The following is a 17741-nucleotide window of genomic DNA, read 5'->3' on the forward strand; positions in this document are numbered from 1 at the left end:
AATTACGTATTATGTTGTTTGCTATTTAAATCAAATAGATAAATCTGACAAAGTAGAAGTAGTTACGATTTTTAAATTACTTTTAAATCCTGCTTAAACCACCTTGAAAGGGCTGCGCATTGACACTCCAATCTAGCCCATCAATTTGTGGGGGCCATTGTGGGGGCCTTTTTGAAATATACAACGCCACAACGCAAAAAAGGTTAGACTGATTGATCTAACCTTTTGTTTTGATTGGCGCGCCCGGAGAGATTCGAACTCCCGACCACCTGGTTCGTAGCCAGGTACTCTATCCATCTGAGCTACGGGCGCGTTGTTGAGGTGCGGATTATGCGGATCGGGATGCGTGTTGTCAAAAGCCCGAATCCTTCCGTGAAAACTGGCGGAGAGAGAGGGATTCGAACCCTCGATGGAGCTTTTGACCCCATACTCCCTTAGCAGGGGAGCGCCTTCAGCCGCTCGGCCATCTCTCCGGGATGATGCCCGCCAAGCGGGCGTCATGAACTGCTAAGGATACTGCCTGAAGCCACCAGCGTAAAGCCCCAACTTTACGCTTCGTGATTGGGTTGCGGCGGAACCGCGCCCTGGACAGTACCATCCTGCTCGCGTTTGATTCGTTCGTAAATTTCTTCGCGATGCACGGCAATATCCTTGGGCGCATTGACGCCAATGCGGACCTGATTACCTTTTACGCCGAGTACGGTTACCGTCACTTCGTCACCGATCATCAGCGTTTCTCCAACTCTGCGCGTCAGAATCAACATAGCAAGCTACTCCTTGTTTTCCATTAACAGCACCAGGTCACCTTGCGGTTTTCGACAGTCCGCATCTGTAAACAGTCCATTCCTGCCATCAAATTTTATCGGGTTAGCCGACGTGCGCCCCGCTTTGAAACTCGCCGAGACGTAGGGTTCAGGCCGCTTTGTTCAACTCGAACGCTTCATGCAGGGCGCGCACCCCCAACTCCAGATATTTCTCGTCCACCACCACCGAAATTTTGATCTCGGAGGTCGAGATCATACGAATGTTGATACCTTCCTTGGCTAACGCCTCGAACATCCGGCTGGCGACGCCGGCGTGAGAACGCATCCCAATCCCCACCAGCGACAGCTTGGCGATTTTATTGTCACCGGACACTTCCCTGGCGCCGAGTTGGGTCGCGTGCTGCCGCAGAATTTCCAAGGTGCGCTCATAGTCATTGCGATGTACCGTGAAGGTGAAGTCAGTGGTGCCGTCACGCCCGATATTCTGGATGATCATATCCACTTCGATATTCGCGTCGGACACTGGCCCCAGGATGCTAAAGGCCACGCCGGGCCGGTCGGGCACACCCAGAACGGTTAACTTGGCCTCATCGCGGTTGAACGCGATACCGGAAATCAGTTCTTTCTCCATTGGCTCCGCCTCCAGCGCTTCCTCGAAGGTGATCAAGGTGCCCGGACCTTCCTGAAAGGAGGAGAGCACTCGTAATGGGACATTGTGTTTACCGGCGAATTCCACCGAGCGGATCTGCAAAACCTTCGACCCCGCGCTGGCCATCTCCAGCATCTCTTCAAAAGTGATGCGATCCAGGCGGCGGGCTTCGGGAACCACTCGCGGATCGGTGGTGTAAACCCCATCTACATCGGTGTAGATCTGGCACTCGTCAGCTTTCAGCGCAGCGGCCAGCGCCACACCAGTGGTGTCGGAACCGCCACGGCCCAATGTGGTGATGTTGCCATCCTCATCTACACCCTGGAATCCGGCTACGACTACTACCCTTCCGGCATCCAAATCAGCGCGCATGGCGTCCGCCTCAATCGCCTGGATGCGCGCCTTGTTAAAGGCGTTGTCGGTGAGGATGCGTGCCTGGCCGCCAGTGTAGGAACGGGCCGGACAGCCGTGCTTTTCCAGCGCGATGCATAGCAAAGCAATCGTGACCTGTTCGCCGGTAGACAACAGCACATCCAGTTCACGGGGAGGGGGGCGGTCGGTAATCCCCTTGGCCAAGCCGATCAGACGGTCGGTTTCGCCACTCATGGCCGAGACCACGACTACGATTTGATGACCGCGCTCACGCCAGCCAATAACCTTTTCCGCCACGTTTTGGATACGCTCGATGTTGCCCACCGAGGTACCGCCGTATTTCTGCACGATTAGCGCCATGGGTATCCCTACTTTAACTAAAGTGAGCGTTATTCTCGACGGGGCGCCGAGTTTGTCATGAAGGCGGCGATTATAGCGAAAGGTCGGAAATCTCCAAGCAATTCGCATAGGGAATTGTGTGGGGCAGGATACGAGATTTGCGGATCAGGCCAGGAGGCTGATCGGGCGCTTAGCCTCCCGGCGGGATTAAGCCAATTGACGGTGTATCCACTCCGGTACGGAACGCAGGGCGGCATCCAGTTGCGTAGGGTCAGTGCCGCCGGCCTGAGCTAAGTCAGGACGCCCGCCGCCTTTGCCACCGACCTGCTGGGCTACCATATTGACCAGTTCGCCGGCCTTGATGCGCGTGGTTTCCGCCGCTGTGACTCCGGCAACCAGCCGCACTTTGCCCTCTTCGACCGTCGCCAGCACCACCGCTGCCGTTTTGAGCTGCTCCTTGCAGCGATCTACCGCCTCTCGCAGAGTTTTGACGTCCACGCCATCCAGCCGGGCGGCCAACACCTTGATGCCGTTCACTTCGACGGTCTGACTTAACACATCAGCGCCCTGGCCGCTGGCCAGCCGCCCTTTGAGTTGCTCAATCTCCTTTTCCAACTGGCGGGTGCGCTCCACCAGTTGTCGGACCTTGTCCGGGAAACTGTCGCGGTCGCCCTTGACCAGTTGCGCCACTTGACGGGCGTGATCCTGAAGTGATGCGACGTAATCCAGCGCCCGGTCGCCGGTGACTGCTTCGATACGCCGCACTCCCGCCGCAACGCCGCCCTCGGAAATGATCTTGAACAAACCAATATCGCCGACCCGATGAACATGGGTGCCGCCACACAGTTCGGTGGAGAAATCGCCCATCCGCAACACGCGCACTTTGTCGCCATATTTCTCGCCGAACAGCGCCATCGCGCCGCTGGCCATCGCCGATTCGGCGTCCATGATCTCGGTTTCAACCGCGACATTGCCGCGAATCTGGGCGTTGACCAGCCGCTCGATGGCCTCCAACTGCTCAGCGCTAATCGGCTCGAAGTGGGCAAAATCGAAACGCAGTCGCTGCGGATCCACCAGCGAGCCTTTCTGGCTAACGTGCGTACCCAACACTCGGCGCAGCGCGGCATGAAGCAAGTGAGTCGCGGAATGGTGGAGCGCGGTGGCTTGGCGCTTGGCGGCGTCCACAGTCGCTACAACAGTATCACTAACACACAGTTTACCACTCCTAAGAATACCTACATGGCTGTACATGTTGTGACGATATTTGATAGTGGTACTGACCTCAAAAATCGTCCCATCTCCTTTATCCAACACACCTTGATCACCAACTTGACCGCCTGATTCCGCATAAAAAGGCGTTTGTTTAAGAACAACCATTCCTTGTTGGCCTACAGAAAGACAATCTACTGACTTTCCGTCAAGATAAATATTCAAAATCAAAGCGTTATCGACTTGAATGTGGTCGTAACCTTGGAAATCTGTTGCGCTGGTAACTTCTCCTTCCAACTCATCAGAAAATAAAACGGTATCAGTTAATTCAACATAGAACTTGCTGGCTGCACGCGCCCGTTCCCGTTGCGCCGCCATTTCCCGGTCAAAACCCTCCATATCTAGTTGCAAACCGCGTTCGCGGGCAATATCGGCGGTCAGATCGACCGGGAAGCCATAGGTGTCGTAGAGCTTGAATACGGTCGCGCCGGGAATGGTCGCGCTGGACAAACCAGCGATGCCGTCTTCCAGCAGCTTCATGCCATGCGCCAGGGTTTCGGCGAAACGCTCCTCTTCCTGGCGGATCACGCGGGTCACCTGATCCGCAGCGGCGACTAATTCCGGGTAGGCGTCACCCATTTCAGCCGCCAGCGGCGCGACCAAGGTATGAAAGAAACTGCCTTCCGCGCCCAGCTTGTAGCCGTGGCGGATAGCGCGGCGCATGATCCGCCGCAGCACATAGCCGCGCCCCTCGTTGGACGGGAGGACGCCATCGGTGATCAGGAAAGCGGTGGCGCGAATGTGATCGGCGATGACCCGTAGCGAACTGGATTGCAAATCCGCCGCGCCGGTAGCCTCGGCGGTGGCCTGAATCAGATGGTGGAACAGATCAATCTCGTAGTTGCTGTGAACGCCCTGCATCACCGCCGCCAGCCGTTCCAACCCCATGCCGGTATCTACCGAAGGCTTTGGCAGCGGGATGAGCGTCCCGTCGGCGCTGCGGTCATACTGCATGAACACCAGATTCCAGATTTCGATATAGCGGTCGCCGTCTTCGTCAGGCGTGCCCGGCGGGCCACCGGCGATCTCCGGGCCGTGATCGTAGAAGATTTCCGAACAGGGGCCGCAGGGACCGGTGTCGCCCATCGCCCAGAAATTATCGCTTTCATAGCGCTTGCCGCCGGGCTTGTCACCGATGCGGGTGATACGCTCCCTGGGTACCTTGATCTCGTCAGCCCAGACTTGATACGCCTCGTCGTCAGTCAGATAAACCGTGACCCACAGCTTGTCCGGTGGCAGTTTCAGCACCCCGGTCAGAAATTCCCAGGCAAAACGAATCGCATCCGCCTTGAAATAATCGCCGAAGCTGAAATTGCCCAACATCTCGAAAAAGGTGTGATGACGAGCGGTATAACCCACGTTTTCCAGATCGTTATGCTTGCCGCCGGCCCGCACACAGCGCTGTGAACTGGCTGCGCGAAGGTAGGGGCGCTGATCGCGGCCAGTGAACACATCCTTGAATTGCACCATGCCGGCGTTGGTGAACAGCAAGGTGCTGTCATTGATCGGCACCAGCGAACTGCTGGCGACCACCTCGTGGCCGTGGTCATGGAAGTAATCCAGAAAGAGCTTGCGAAGTTCGGCGCTGTTGATCATAGGGAGTCGCTAGTTCAGTGGAGGGTGATTGGCGGGCAGATGGCGAGGAGTGTAACGCGATCCCTAACGTCCCAAAATGACCCAAAATTCTTCGCCCAGTTCTTCAAAGCGAATCTCGCGTTGATGGTTGCGGGCGATCTGCCAGACCATCGGCAACCCGCGTCCCAGCCGATCCATATAGCGCATATTTTCCATGAACTTGACGATAATGGGATTGACGGCATAGGACACGCCTATGGACAGTTTGGCGATGCTGACCGAATTAGGCAGGCGGCCGGGACTGATAAATTCAATGCGGTCGGTAAATAACTGGACCCGGATGCGTGAACCGGTAATGGCGTAGTTACGGTGAATAACGGCATTGACCAGCAATTCCCGAAACACTTTTTCCGGGTATTGGAAAGCGGCGTCTTCGGTGCGGGAACCCTGAATGCGGCTGGGGCGTTGCAGGTTATTGCGAAGCACCGCCAGTGCTGAATCAACCTGAAATCCTAACGCGCCTTCGATCACCTGCTTGTCAATTAATTCCTCGGTGATTTCACAACCGGCAAAGTGGGCGAAGGAGATTCCCGCATACGGCAAATGACGCTGGGGATTGATGCCAAACAGCAACAGACCGGCGACAGTGACTGCCCCGTCTTCGGTCATCACATCGGCATTGGCCAGGATGCGGGATTGATCGTCTTCGGCATTCAAATCGAAGTTGTATTGACTGAAATAACGGTCGAGTGCGGCCAAGTTAAGATCGGCGATGCCGGTTCCCTGAACGGCGGTGGCGTCATAGTGAAACAGGCCAGCCTGTTGAAAGAGGCGCAGCAATTCGCCTTGAGTCGCGGTGCGGTTGGTCGAGCCGACCCGGATTAAAAACTGGTTTTGCAAAGTTTGATAGGGACGGTCGCGGCCTCTGCCGATCTTGACCAGTAAAACCCGGCCTTCCGGCATGGACACTATTACTGATTCAATATTAATCGGCGGATTGATGTTATTGCGGGCGATATTGGCAATCCGCGCCTCGTGGTCAACCGATTCAGTCAAACCGGAAATGCGGCCATCATCTTCAACCCCAATTAATAACGCGCCGCCTTGGGTATTGGCGAAGGCTATAATTTCCCGTGCCAGTGAATCAGGATGAGCGTTGGCGGATTTGAATTCGACCGAGCTGTTTTCGCCTTGGCTAATCAGCGCCAATACTTCGGCAATGTGGTTATTATTGAAGTTGTTGTTTGGCGTCATGATTACAGAATTTGTCCACGGAAGGCATGGAAAAGGAAAAATTAATTTTCCCGGCGGCTACTGTTCACCATTTTCAAACAGAACCTTGATCTGATCGAGAGTAAAACCGCACTGGCGCAACACCCGGGTTTGCTGGATGATCCCGGCGGTGTCGGTGGGGATCAAGGTTTTGAACCGTTTACGGTGCAGTTCCCGCAGCTTGGGTAGCCAAAGACTTTCCAGATCGGCCAAAGTTGCGGCGACCAGATCTTCAGGGATGCCGCGTTCACGCAGTTCGCGAGCGATGCGTAACGGCCCATAACCCTTGTCAGCCCGGCTGCACGCATAGAGTTCAGCATAGCGGCCTTCGTGAAGCAGGCGATCCGCCACCAGTTGATCCAGCACCGACTCGATCCGCTCGGTTGGAAAACCGCGCTGCATCAGCTTCTGTCGCAGTTCCAACCGGGAATGTTCGCGCCGGGCCAACAACTCCATCGCCTTGGCGCGAATCAGCGCCGCATCAGCAGCGCTGGCCTCCTCAGAGATCCGTTTCCAGCTCATCGGCAGCGGAACTGATGATTCCATCGTCCTCGACCGGTTCGGTGGTGGCGGGCACCGCATCAGGACGGGTCAAAAAGTGGGCGCGGATTTTGTCTTCCAGTTCACGAGCCAATTCAGGATTTTCCCGCAGATAGCTGCGGGCGTTATCCTTGCCCTGACCGATGCGGGTGCCATTACAACTGTACCAGGCCCCGGATTTGTCAATCAGCCCAATCTTGACGCCAAGATCGACCACCTCGCCCAGCCGGGAGGTGCCCTCACCGTAGAGAATTTCAAACTCGGCTTGCTTGAATGGCGGCGCGACCTTGTTTTTAACCACCTTGACGCGGGTCTCGTTGCCGATGACCTCATCGCCTTTCTTGATCGCGCCGGTGCGGCGGATGTCCAGCCGCACCGAGGCGTAGAACTTGAGGGCATGGCCGCCGGTAGTCGTTTCCGGGGAGTTATGAACCACCACATGATCCACCAGATAGCTGTGATGACCTTTGACCGCCAAGTCAAAACGCATCCGGTGGCGTGGGGCGGCAAGACGGAGTTCCTTACGAGTAATCCGCATTGGCGCGGCCCGTAGTTCGGTGCGGGCAGCCAGATCATTTTCGAGCGCATTCGCCGCGCCATTCAGCTCCCAGCGGAATTGCCCGCGAAAATCGGGATGCAGTTTGTAATCGAGGGACGGGTGCAGATAAGGAGCGATTTTCGCGTGAAGCAACTGCGTCCGTTCGCCACTGAACAGGAGCGAGCGTTCCTGCACGGTGGGACGCCCCATGCCAAGTTCTTCCAGACGGGCGGCCAGTCGTTCCTTGTCAGCCATAGAGAGACTGACACAGGCAATTTCAGCTTTGCCATGCCCCCAGTGTTCATAACTGCCGGAGAATGAACCGTCATCACCGTACCAGACGGCAACGGCCCGCGCATCCAGCGCCGCCAGCATCGCTTCACTGACCTGCCGACCTTCCGGGCCATAAGCCTGTTCATGCAGTTCGGCTAACTGGCGCATCGGAAGGGTATCGAAACCAAAGCCTTTGCCGATTTTGCCTATCTTGTTGGCAAACGGAGCCAGCATTTGCCATTTCCATTGGCAATAATCCTGTTGTTTCTTGCCATGCCCGACCCGGAAGGACACATTTTGTTCTGAGGCATGGCGCAGGGATCCATCCCCCAACAGACCACCCAGGATCAGTTGCCGCTGATCTTCGCTCAGTTGGTAATGCTTGGCGGCGACCATCACCTCATCACCGATTTGCAACTCACCCGCCCGTCGTTCACCGCTGGGGGTAAAAATCAGGTGATTGGCGGTGCAGGTCAATTTGCGGCGGCCCGATCCAGCGCCTGCGGCAGCCTCGAAATAGAGCCACTCATCGGTTGCGCCATTGCGGAACCATTTGATGACCGGACGGGGTTCGATCCGTCCAGTGATCGGATCCATCGACAGGACTTCAACCGGTTTTTTCTGATTAACAATTTTGCCAATTTTCTCAGTCGAACCGTCAGCCAAAACGACACGTGCCCCATAATCAAAACAGCCAAACATAACTCCAATTTTCATCCTGATTTGATTGATAAAAATCACCAGGGTATTGGAGCGCTTGATATTGGCGGTGAGCTTGCGCAGCGCCTGGCTCATCAACCGGGCATGCAGGCCGACGTGGGAATCGCCCATATCACCTTCGATTTCCGCCTTGGGCGTCAGCGCCGCCACCGAATCAACGACCACGGTGTCTACGGCACCGGAGCGCACCAGCATATCCACAATTTCCAGCGCCTGATCGCCGGTATCGGGCTGCGAGACCAACAGATCGTCAACATTGACGCCCAGTTTGGCTGCGTAGGTGGGATCCAGCGCGTGTTCGGCATCAATGAACGCGGCGCAGCCACCGAGCCGCTGAGTTTCAGCGATGACCTGCAAGGCCAAAGTGGTTTTACCGGAGGATTCCGGGCCATAGATTTCGACCACTCGCCCACGGGGCAGGCCGCCGATCCCAAGCGCAATATCCAAGCCCAGCGATCCGGTGGAAATCGTCATGATGTCGCGGGCGGGGGTATCACCCAACCGCATCACCGCACCCTTGCCGAACTGGCGTTCAATCTGCGTCAGCGCTCCTGCCAGCGCCTTCTTTTTATTGTCATCCATTGCCCAAATTCCCCCGCTTGGCTGAGAAAACCGGGCGATTGGATCGGAACCGGTTGTTTTAATAATTATTCCATAGAACCCTCGGCTAACCTAGCCCCCGGCCCGGAGCCATCGCGCCAAGTGGCCCTGCTATTTGAGTTATGGAGTTCGTCGTAGCACGATCATCTTGCCCGTGAACTGAACACGGGCTGGAAGCCGGTGCAGGGATCGCTACCCTTCATTAAGGAGCGCTATATGTCTTCGCCTGAAGTTGCCCAAATCCCGCCGCCAGTCCCGCCTAAACCACCGGTACAGGGTGAGTGCTGTGAGCGGGGCTGCGAAAATTGCGTATGGGTGTTCTATTACGAGGCGCTGCGGCGCTATGAGGCAGCCTACGCGGATGGGCAGCAGCAGGGCCTGAAGTGACGGACGACACCTAGCCCGGCCAGCGGCGCAACACCCGATAGCATGAGCCGTTTTCTTCCCGGAGGGATTCGACCAGAGCTACCTCGCCGATCCGCCAATGCACCGGCGCCACCGGCGATTGCATCGGGGCGGGACCGGGATGGTTGCGGGCCAAGGTAATATGGGCTTGAAACGGTCGCCGTTCGGGGGTGAAGCCGCAACCGCACAACCGCTGGCGCAGATTAGCAACCAGATTATCCAGTTCCAGCGAAGATCGGCTGCAACCCAGCCACAGGATGCGGGGTCGCGGCCAATACCCGTAGCGATCCAGAATCAAATCCAGTATCGGCACCGACACATCGGCCAGCGCCGCTTCGTAAGCGGCCAAGTGGGCACTGTCGGTAGCGCCCAAAAATACCAGCGTGAGATGCAGATGGGCGTCGCGCACCCGTCGCCGTCCGGCAATGCTTGCCGCCATCTCAGCCATTTGTCGGCGTTCGGCATCCTCCGGCCACAGCGCCAGAAACAGCCGCCGTTGATCATGAGTGGTGGAGGGCGAAGACATCCAGCACCCCTTGCAGGGCAGCAGCGACCGATGCTGAGCGCACTTCGTCGCGAGTGCCGGCGAAATGCCGGCGTTCGGTGCGGATCGGACCCTCCCGTAATGCCCAAGCCAGGTATACCGTGCCCACGGGTTTGTCCGGGCTACCGCCGTCGGGGCCGGCAATCCCGCTGACCGCCAGGGTCACATCGGCGCGGCTGCGTTCCAGCGCCCCCATCGCCATTTCAGCAACAACCTCGGCACTGACTGCGCCGTGGCCGGCAATGGTCGCGGCGTTGACTCCCAACTGATCACTCTTGGCAGCGTTGCTGTAAGTGACGAATCCCCGGTCGAACCAGCCGGAGCTGCCGGGTATATCGGTGACCACCTTGGCGATCCAGCCGCCGGTGCAGGATTCGGCGATGGCGAGAATGCGGTTACGGGTACGCAGAGCGACGCTGACTTGCGCGGCTAGTTCGTAGAGATTCTGATGCGCGAGACTCAATGACACGGCGATCTCCCTACTGAGCAGGGGTTGAAAAACTTTGGTTGGGGAACGGTATGGCTGATTTTTAAAATCAGGACGTTCGCTTTCCGTCATTCCCGCGTCAGCAGGAATTCAGTAACCTACCGAAAAGACTGATTGGACGTGGCTGGATTCATAAGGAGCGCCCCGAACAGGAATTGAACCTGTGACCTCACCCTTAGGAGGGGTGCGCTCTATCCAACTGAGCTACCGGGGCTAAGCAAGAGAGAGTTGCGGAAAAAGTGGTTCCCCGTGGAACGGGGTTAAGCGCTAGGAATTGATGATAAGAATAGCCGATTAAATAGTTTCCCAACAAGACAAGCCGATGATTTCAATTATGCCGGATTTCCCGACGGCCAATCCCACTGAAATTCGCGCCGGCTGCCATCAGCCCACGTGGTCTCGACCAGCCAGACCCGTCCATCGGCATCCACTCGCAACACGGTAGAAGAACGAGTTCCGTAGCCCGGTGCATTAATAAACATCGGCGACAGCCAGCGCTCCCATTCCAGCGAAACGCCGGTATTGGGCAACTCGCTATCGGGTACCAAGGTGCGATCCGTCAATAGTTCCAGCAATTCATCAGGTGTCGGGTCGGGTTGACGATCCAGGAGTTGCCGCAATCCGCGCCGACCCCGTTCCAGCTTCGGCCAGGGCGTATCCAACAGATGGTTGCTCAGACCGTACAGCCCCGGCGCCAATGCCCGCCATTCACCACCACGGTTGGAGGAGTAGAACAGCCCTTCCGCATCGCCCAGCACCAGGTTAAAACCGTTGTAAGCGCTCGCCTTCGGCGCCAGCCGGTCGAGATAAACCCGAGCCGGTTCGGTGCTGCGCAGAAAATCGCTGACCAAGTAGCCGCGTGAGGGCGCATCCGGCATCACGCGCGACGGGTCGCGGTAGTTGGTAATCGCGGCAAAGCGCCCAGTGCGATCAAGACCCATCCAGGTGCCGCCTTCCTTGAGATCGCGCCCGGCTACGATCTGTGGGAGGTCGTCCCAGAACGCCAGCGGTGCGGTTGGTCGGTCGTGGAACTCATCGCGGTTGGCCGCAACCAGCAGAGGGTAGCGAGGGTGGTAACGGTAGGCCATCAGGATCAGACACATGGCAGTTTTGGCCCTCGGCAAGAGAGGTGAAGCGCAGTTCAGGTGTCAAAATCATAGAGCTTGAGAATACCCAGGGTCAGGGTCATCCGTAGCAGTTGCGCCAGGGTATCGGCTTGCATTTTATCCATCACCTTGGCCCGATGCACTTCCACGGTTTTGCGGCTCAGCTTGAGTACCTCGGCGATGTCCTGATTAGACAGACCTTCCGCTACTTGCCGCAGCACATCCTGTTCACGCGGGGTCAGGGTGTCGAAGCGCTGTTGGAACTCCCGGTGTCGCGCCCGGGATCGCCGTCGGATCGTATCTTCGGCGAGGGCGTGATGAACCCCATCCAGCAAGAGTTGATCGTTGAACGGTTTTTCAATGAAATCCAGCACCCCTTGTTTCATCGCATTCACTGCCAGGGACACATCGCTATGGCCGGCGATAATGATCACCGGCAGATCAATGCCCTGCTCGCGTAAGCACTGCTGGGCACCGAGATCGGGATGCCCCTGAATACCCAACAACAGACAGCCCGGTCGCTGCGGCTGATAGGCTGTCATCATCGCCTCAATATCGGCCACGGCCAGTGCCTGTAATCCAACCGACTTCAGCAGCCCCAACAGCGCATCGCGTAGGGCGGGTTCATCATCTACGATATAAACGAGAGGGGTATGAGCGAGGTTCATAAGGAAAAGCACCAGAATTAGAAGAAGCTCTTCGCAGGAGTGCAAGAGCGCCATTAGTATTAGGACGTTCACTTTGATCGCAAAATGGGGCGTAGCATGGGCTTCAGGCCGGTGCTACATCACAGCAAGCGCGAAAGTCCTGAGTATAAAAACAGTGTTGCCCCTGGGTCGAGGCAGGATGATTCCGGCTTCGAGCATCGAAAAACCATTGTTGAGAGGAAATACATGGCCATGACTGCAACCATTGATACCGGAGACGCACTGGTGCTGCGCCAGGACGAGGCGGGCGTCGCCACGTTGACGCTGAATCGTCCCAAACACTATAACGCACTGTCGCAAGCCCTGTTGGAAGCGCTGCAAACTGTGTTGGAGGCTATCGCCACCGACCGCACGGTTCGGGTTGTGGTGATTGCGGGCAGTGGCGCTGCTTTTTGCGCCGGCCACGATCTCAAGGAAATGCGTGCCCATTCCGATCCAGCGTTCCACCGAGCGCTGTTCGCTCAGTGTGGACGGGTGATGCTCACGATCAACCGGCTGCCGCAACCGGTCATCGCCCGGGTTCACGGCATTGCGACTGCCGCCGGCTGTCAACTGGTCGCCGCCTGCGATCTGGCGGTTGCTGCCGAAAATGCCCGCTTCGCTACGTCCGGAATCAATGTCGGGCTGTTCTGTTCAACGCCCGGTGTAGCGCTGAGCCGCAATCTGAGCCGCAAGCACGCCTTGGAATTGTTACTGACGGGTGATTTCATCGATGCACCGACCGCCTTGCAGCGGGGTTTGCTGAACCGGGTCGTTCCGCCCGATCAACTCAATGCCGCCGTCTGGCAACTGGCCGAGGTGATCAGCAACAAGCCGCCACTCGCTATCGCCATGGGCAAGGAGCTGTTCTACCGGCAACTGGAAATGGGATTGGAGGACGCCTACGCGCAGGCCAGCGAGACCATGGCTTGCAATATGAACAGCGCGGATGCCCGCGAAGGCATAGACGCTTTTATCGCCAAGCGCAAACCGGAATGGCAAGGCCGCTGAATCGGCCACTAGCCATGACCTACGGGCGGCGGAACCCGCAAGGCGGATTTTATCCGGCTTCAACCCAGCGCTGCATGATCCGCCGTCACCCTGATTTCACTCAACGCCGCGAATGCCGCCAGCCCCAGCGTCTCCGGGCGAGCGCTGGGATCAATCCCTGCCGCCTTAATTTGGGCGGCATCCAGGATACCGCGCAGCGAGTTGCGCAGCGTCTTGCGGCGCTGGGCAAACGCCAGCCGCACCACCTCGGCGAAGCACAGCTCGTCCCGCACTGCGACGGGAGATGTTTCACGTGGAACCAAACGCACCACTGCCGACCACACCTTTGGCGGCGGACGAAAGGCTCCCGGCCCGACCGTGAACAGCGGTTCAACCCGGCAGCGGTATTGCAGCATCACCGACAACCGTCCGTAAGCCTCCTCGCCCGGTCCCGCCGCCATCCGATCCACCACCTCTTTTTGCAGCATAAAGTGCAGGTCACGCAGGTGTTCGGCCTGATCCAGCAGGTGGAAGAGGAGGGGAGTGGAGATGTTGTAGGGCAGATTGCCCGCTACCCGCAGCGGCGGTCCAGCGCCGCGTAAGGTAGCGAAATCGAACGTCAAGGCATCCGCCTGGTGAATCCGCAAGGTGCCCGCCCCGGTGCAATACGCCCGCAACGGCTCCAACAGATCGCGATCCAGTTCCACCACATCCAGCTCGCCGGCCGCTTCCAGCAAGGGGCGGGTTAATGCCCCCAGACCAGGGCCAATTTCTACGACATGATCAGCGGGGGTCGGACGGATCGCCGCCACGATCCGATGCAGGACATTGGGATCATGCAGGAAATGCTGGCCGAAGCGCTTGCGGGGGCGGGGCGTGACCGGAACGTCGCTCATGGCGCCGGGGTCGGCCCCGCCGGTTGCAGGCGAACTTCCACATAGGCCTCGTCGCGTAACCGGCGCAGTACTAATTCCCAGTCTTCATCGGAACGGCGCCGCAGCAGAGCCTCGCGTACCCGCGCCCGCTCGGTTTCGGGGGAAGCCTGCCCTTGGCGGCGTTCGAGCACCTGAACGATGTGCCAGCCGAACGGGGTTTTGAACGGCGCGCTGATCTGGTTCGGTTTCAGCGCGTTCATCACCTGCTCGAACTGAGGAACCAACATCCCCGGCGTTACCCAGCCTAGATCACCGCCCCGCTCCCCGGACGCCTTATCATCGGAATGGGCGCGGGCCAGAACCGCAAAATCCTCACCCTTGCGGATCTGCTGACGCATTTGCTCCAGGCGTTGGCGAGCTTCGTCGTCAGACTGCTGCGGCGAGACTCTAAGCAGGATGTGGCGGGCGTGAGTCTGAGTTACCAGCGCCTGCTGGGTCGGAGTTGGTCGCGTCTCAGCACCACCGCCCCGGACTTCCAGCAGTTTGACGATATGGAACCCACTAGGGCTGCGGATCAAGTCGCTGGACTGACCGGGCTTCAGCCGGAGGACCACGTCGGCGAACAGGGTGGGCAACTGATCGGCTCGCCGCCAACCGAGATCACCACCTTCCAGCGCCTGCCGGTCGGCAGACACGCTGACCGCCAGTTGCCGGAAATCAGCCCCCTTGTTCAGTTGCGTCAACACATCTTCGGCCTTGCGCTTCGCCGCCTCGATCCGCTGGGGCGAGGCGTTATCCGGCACCGCGATCAGAATTTGGGCCACTCGATATTCGCGTGCCTCGTTACCTGCATTACTACTGCCGCCGCCACCGGTCGAAGCCGCCAACTGGGCTTGCAGATTGTCCACATCCAGCTCCGACACCTGAATCTGGCTGTCCACCAGCTTCTGTCGCAATCGCGCCGCCAACAATTCCCGGCGCACCTCGTCGCGGAACTGCGCGAAACTGATCCCATCCTTCTCAACGGTTTGTCGCATCTGGGTCAGGTTCATATTGTTGCGCTGGGCCACATTTTCGATGGCAGCGTTCAAGGTAGCATCGTCTACAGTGACGCCGTTGCGCTCGGCGGCGCGTAACTGCAACTGATTCAGGATCAGCCGCTCCAGCACCTGTTGCTCCAGCACTGGACGGGGAGGAGCCGGCACCTTGCGCTGCCGCAACTGGGCTTCGATCCGCACGATGGCGGCATCCAGTTCGCGGCGAGTGATCACGTCGTCGTTGACCACTGCCACGATGACATCCAGGGTGCTGCTCGCGCCCTCGGGGCCGGGACCGAAGGTCAATTGCGCTTGACCGGGAATGGAGAATGCGGACAACAATAGGCACAGCATCAGGGAAGAAAGCAGCTTGTTCATGCGGACCATTGGAGAGAGTTAGGAGAGGAGCTAATAACGGATCGGTTGATAGCCGAGGATGGAACTCCGAAGCTGGTTTTCCAAACTGCTGCCCAGCCGGGACAGACCCTTCAGTTCCAATTCCATATAAAAGGCAGTCTGCACCGTGACATCGGCAGGGCTGTCGCGATACTGGCGTGCAACCACCCGCAGCGCCCAGCAACAGTCCTCGTATTCCAGTCCGGCCAGAGTTTCCAGATTGCGGTCGATGTTTAGCGCCTGATTCCAGCGGGCCAGGGTTCGCCATTGCGAACTGAGCGGCCAGAAGAACGAAATATCCACCGAGTTAATCTGATCGCCCTGCTGGCCCAGGCTGGGCTGGTCGCGATCCAGCAGATAGGACACATTGATCAACTGGCGGGGATTGCTGTAATAGCGCAGGTCAAGGGCGCTGCGCAACAGGTTGCTGTTGTCGGGTTCCAGTTGTACGCCACCCTGCACGGACCAGTGCGATGACAGATTGGCCTGTCCCTGGGTGATCAGGCCCGAATTGGGCGAGGTTTGGGGTAAATCAACCGGATACAGGTTCACCCGGCGGTCCTCGAAGTACTGAATCTGGCCGATGCTGGCCCGTAGCCGTTCCCGTCCGCTGGGTCCGTCGAGCAACCGGGTAGTGAGCGCGGCGGTCAACTGATTGGCATCGCCCAACCGGTCGGCGCCGGTGAAGCGGTTTTTACGGAACAGCCAGTCAATATCGCGATCCATGACACTGCTGTCGAAAATCGGAATAGCATTCTGGTCGCGGTAGGGCACATACAGATAGAACAGGCGCGGCTCCAGCGTCTGCGTCCCCGCAGCAACGCCCAGCCAATCGGCCTGCAAAGACCGATCAAAGATCAGCCCGCTGTCGAGGCTGAGTACCGGCGCGGCGCGGGTGGGCGCGTCGTTGGCGCCGGGTGCGGTATTGTTGAGTTGATAACCGGTGTAGCGGAAACCGGCCTGGGGTTTGAGATAGCCCCAGGGCTGTTCCAGAGTCCAGCCCACGGTCGGCCATAAATCCAGCCGGGTGCCCGTCACTGCGTCAGACTGTTGGAAATTCACCATCTCGCCGTGCATCTGATAGCGCAAACTGCCGGCGCTTGGTGGCCAGTCGCCGTTGAACAGCAGTTGCGGCAGACGCTGGTAGGGGTCTCCGGTGAGCTTAAACAGCGCCGGATTCAGGATTTGATAGCCCTGGACTCGCGCCAGCGCCTGCCAGCCGTTACCGTAATAGCGGGCGTCCAGGTGCCGCTCCAGATAATTGGGGGTCAGGAAATCCAGGTTGTTGCTCAAATCCTTAATGTAGTTATCGTCCGAAACATACTCGTAGCGCAGGTCGGTATAGACATTCGACAGTGGCGCAGCGCGGTCGGTGACATTGAACGAACCACGGGCGCCTTCGTAGCGGCGGTCGTCCGGGATGTATTCGAAGCCGAGCTTCCCTTGATGCCAAGGCTCAAGAAACCGGTATTCCACGCCCAATAACACGCCGCGGTTAGTCATCAGTCGTGGTGTGATCGTCATATCGCGGTTCGGCGCGATGTTCCAGTAATAGGGAACGGCCAGGTCTACACCGGTCTCGCTGCTGTAACCCTGGCGTGGGAACAGCAGTCCTGACTGCCGTTCGTCGGTGATGGGAAAGGACAGATACGGGAAGTAGAACACCGGGGTGTCCTTGAACGACAACACCATATCGTAGGCCGAGCCGCGCCCGGTTTCTTCATTCAGATTGATTTCATGGGCGCGCAATTGCCACACTTCATTGCCACGTGGGCAAGTCGAGTAGCTGGCGTCCTGCAACTGGCTTTGTTTCTGGTTCCGATTCACCCGCACTTCCTCAGCGGAACCCTGGGCATTACGTCCGGGCAGGTAGTAATCCACTTCCTTGAACCAACCGGTTTCGTGATTCAGATCAACCTCTGCTTGCTTGCCACGCAGCGCCTGGCGCGGATCGCCGTAGACAAAACCGTTCTCAGCCCGGGCGCGATTGTCCGACCGATCCAAAGTGATCAGATCAGCCCGTAGTCGCTGATCGCCACGGGACAAATGGGCGTTACCCTCCAGCCGCGATTCGGTGGGGGAGGAGTCGAGCCGGTTGGCCTCGGCTTGAATCGGCAGATCGTCGGGCGGCGGCGCGTTCGGAGTGGCCGGAACAATGTCCTGCGCCAATTCGTCGGGTTCGCACAAGGCCCAGGGAGTGGGCGGGGCGATAGCTTGCGCCTGAACACCGGTTAAGGGCAGCAGAACCAGTGCAGCGCCGGCCAGAAACATTCGATAATGCAGCATCACGGAACGAGGTTTTAC

Annotated in this window: 14 protein-coding genes, 3 tRNA genes and 2 pseudogenes; 2 read left to right on the forward strand and 17 right to left on the reverse strand. The window is 58.2% G+C overall.

Going from position 1 to position 17741, the window contains the following annotated elements; translation table 11 throughout:
• Positions 1-235: 235 nt before the first annotated feature.
• The 9 genes and pseudogenes from BN874_RS21075 to recA form a co-directional block, all read right to left on the reverse strand.
• A tRNA-Arg gene (locus BN874_RS21075) sits at positions 236-312 on the reverse strand.
• Positions 313-380: 68 nt separating this feature from the next.
• Positions 381-473: transfer RNA gene (locus BN874_RS21080), tRNA-Ser, on the reverse strand.
• Positions 474-548: 75 nt separating this feature from the next.
• Positions 549-764 carry a carbon storage regulator CsrA gene (gene csrA, locus BN874_RS21085; protein WP_034436808.1) on the reverse strand — a complete coding sequence of 72 codons (216 nt, stop codon included), beginning with the start codon at positions 762-764 and terminating at the stop codon, positions 549-551.
• 148 nt (positions 765-912) lie between these two features.
• A complete protein-coding gene (locus BN874_RS21090; protein ID WP_034436810.1) occupies positions 913-2145 on the reverse strand; it encodes an aspartate kinase in 1233 nt (410 codons plus the stop codon).
• A 186-nt stretch (positions 2146-2331) separates the two neighbouring features.
• Positions 2332-4989: an alanine--tRNA ligase gene (alaS, locus tag BN874_RS21095; RefSeq protein ID WP_195912254.1), complete on the reverse strand. Its 2658-nt coding sequence runs from the start codon at positions 4987-4989 to the stop codon at positions 2332-2334.
• Positions 4990-5052: 63 nt separating this feature from the next.
• Complete coding sequence (locus BN874_RS21100) at positions 5053-6222, reverse strand: RNA-binding domain-containing protein (RefSeq protein ID WP_034436812.1); 1170 nt, start codon at positions 6220-6222, stop codon at positions 5053-5055.
• Between the two features lie 57 nt (positions 6223-6279).
• Complete coding sequence (locus tag BN874_RS21105) at positions 6280-6762, reverse strand: regulatory protein RecX (RefSeq protein WP_051498177.1); 483 nt, start codon at positions 6760-6762, stop codon at positions 6280-6282.
• A pseudogene (locus BN874_RS26255) lies at positions 6740-7216 on the reverse strand (recombinase RecA family protein); the annotation flags it as partial. The pseudogene BN874_RS26255 and the gene BN874_RS21105, both read right to left, overlap by 23 nt.
• A 333-nt stretch (positions 7217-7549) precedes the next feature.
• Positions 7550-8893, reverse strand: a pseudogene (recA, locus tag BN874_RS26260) (recombinase RecA); the annotation flags it as partial.
• 234 nt (positions 8894-9127) lie between these two features.
• Here recA and BN874_RS24040 point away from each other — a divergent pair.
• Positions 9128-9298 carry an oxidoreductase-like domain-containing protein gene (locus BN874_RS24040; protein WP_081756579.1) on the forward strand — a complete coding sequence of 57 codons (171 nt, stop codon included), beginning with the start codon at positions 9128-9130 and terminating at the stop codon, positions 9296-9298.
• A 10-nt stretch (positions 9299-9308) separates the two neighbouring features.
• Here the strand turns inward: BN874_RS24040 and thpR are convergent, their stop codons facing one another.
• From thpR to BN874_RS21140, 5 genes are all read right to left on the reverse strand, one after another.
• Positions 9309-9842: an RNA 2',3'-cyclic phosphodiesterase gene (gene thpR / locus BN874_RS21120; protein WP_034436814.1), complete on the reverse strand. Its 534-nt coding sequence runs from the start codon at positions 9840-9842 to the stop codon at positions 9309-9311.
• Positions 9817-10329 (reverse strand): nicotinamide-nucleotide amidase, encoded by a 513-nt coding sequence (gene pncC, locus BN874_RS21125; RefSeq protein WP_230314513.1) that lies wholly within the window; start codon positions 10327-10329, stop codon positions 9817-9819. Before pncC ends, thpR begins: the two co-directional genes overlap by 26 nt.
• Before the next feature lie 158 nt (positions 10330-10487).
• Positions 10488-10561: transfer RNA gene (locus BN874_RS21130), tRNA-Arg, on the reverse strand.
• Positions 10562-10679: 118 nt separating this feature from the next.
• Positions 10680-11450 carry an NRDE family protein gene (locus tag BN874_RS21135; RefSeq protein WP_034436816.1) on the reverse strand — a complete coding sequence of 257 codons (771 nt, stop codon included), beginning with the start codon at positions 11448-11450 and terminating at the stop codon, positions 10680-10682.
• Between the two features lie 38 nt (positions 11451-11488).
• The gene (locus tag BN874_RS21140; RefSeq protein ID WP_034436818.1) at positions 11489-12121 is read right to left on the reverse strand and encodes a response regulator transcription factor; all 633 of its coding nucleotides are present in this window, start codon (positions 12119-12121) and stop codon (positions 11489-11491) included.
• A gap of 231 nt (positions 12122-12352) precedes the next feature.
• Between BN874_RS21140 and BN874_RS21145 the strand changes: the two genes are divergently transcribed.
• Positions 12353-13150 (forward strand): enoyl-CoA hydratase, encoded by a 798-nt coding sequence (locus BN874_RS21145; protein WP_034436877.1) that lies wholly within the window; start codon positions 12353-12355, stop codon positions 13148-13150.
• A 59-nt stretch (positions 13151-13209) separates the two neighbouring features.
• Here the strand turns inward: BN874_RS21145 and rsmA are convergent, their stop codons facing one another.
• The 3 genes from rsmA to BN874_RS21160 are packed head-to-tail and all read right to left on the reverse strand — an operon-like array spanning position 13210 to position 17723.
• Positions 13210-14025 (reverse strand): 16S rRNA (adenine(1518)-N(6)/adenine(1519)-N(6))-dimethyltransferase RsmA, encoded by an 816-nt coding sequence (rsmA, locus tag BN874_RS21150; RefSeq protein WP_034436819.1) that lies wholly within the window; start codon positions 14023-14025, stop codon positions 13210-13212.
• On the reverse strand, positions 14022-15419 hold the full coding sequence (locus tag BN874_RS21155) for a peptidylprolyl isomerase (RefSeq protein ID WP_154725062.1): 1398 nt from the start codon (positions 15417-15419) through the stop codon (positions 14022-14024). The genes rsmA and BN874_RS21155 overlap by 4 nt, the downstream gene beginning before the upstream one ends.
• A 30-nt stretch (positions 15420-15449) precedes the next feature.
• On the reverse strand, positions 15450-17723 hold the full coding sequence (locus BN874_RS21160) for an LPS-assembly protein LptD (RefSeq protein ID WP_051498179.1): 2274 nt from the start codon (positions 17721-17723) through the stop codon (positions 15450-15452).
• Between the last annotated feature and the right edge of the window lie 18 nt (positions 17724-17741).

The sequence above is a fragment of the Candidatus Contendobacter odensis Run_B_J11 genome, assembly GCF_000531125.1.
In the GTDB taxonomy this organism is placed as follows: Bacteria; Pseudomonadota; Gammaproteobacteria; order Competibacterales; family Competibacteraceae; genus Contendibacter; species Contendibacter odensensis.

Excerpts from the sequence above, each read along its gene's own strand:
- BN874_RS21135 (WP_034436816.1), bottom strand. The coding sequence starts at position 11,450 with ATGTGTCTGATCCTGATGGCCTACCGTTACCACCCTCGCTACCCTCTG.
- rsmA (WP_034436819.1), bottom strand. The coding sequence starts at position 14,025 with ATGAGCGACGTTCCGGTCACGCCCCGCCCCCGCAAGCGCTTCGGCCAG.
- BN874_RS21105 (WP_051498177.1), bottom strand. The coding sequence starts at position 6,762 with ATGAGCTGGAAACGGATCTCTGAGGAGGCCAGCGCTGCTGATGCGGCG.
- thpR (WP_034436814.1), bottom strand. The coding sequence starts at position 9,842 with ATGTCTTCGCCCTCCACCACTCATGATCAACGGCGGCTGTTTCTGGCG.
- BN874_RS21160 (WP_051498179.1), bottom strand. The coding sequence starts at position 17,723 with ATGCTGCATTATCGAATGTTTCTGGCCGGCGCTGCACTGGTTCTGCTG.
- BN874_RS21155 (WP_154725062.1), bottom strand. The coding sequence starts at position 15,419 with ATGAACAAGCTGCTTTCTTCCCTGATGCTGTGCCTATTGTTGTCCGCA.
- csrA (WP_034436808.1), bottom strand. The coding sequence starts at position 764 with ATGTTGATTCTGACGCGCAGAGTTGGAGAAACGCTGATGATCGGTGAC.
- BN874_RS21100 (WP_034436812.1), bottom strand. The coding sequence starts at position 6,222 with ATGACGCCAAACAACAACTTCAATAATAACCACATTGCCGAAGTATTG.
- BN874_RS21090 (WP_034436810.1), bottom strand. The coding sequence starts at position 2,145 with ATGGCGCTAATCGTGCAGAAATACGGCGGTACCTCGGTGGGCAACATC.
- BN874_RS24040 (WP_081756579.1), top strand. The coding sequence starts at position 9,128 with ATGTCTTCGCCTGAAGTTGCCCAAATCCCGCCGCCAGTCCCGCCTAAA.
- BN874_RS21145 (WP_034436877.1), top strand. The coding sequence starts at position 12,353 with ATGACTGCAACCATTGATACCGGAGACGCACTGGTGCTGCGCCAGGAC.
- BN874_RS21140 (WP_034436818.1), bottom strand. The coding sequence starts at position 12,121 with ATGAACCTCGCTCATACCCCTCTCGTTTATATCGTAGATGATGAACCC.
- alaS (WP_195912254.1), bottom strand. The coding sequence starts at position 4,989 with ATGATCAACAGCGCCGAACTTCGCAAGCTCTTTCTGGATTACTTCCAT.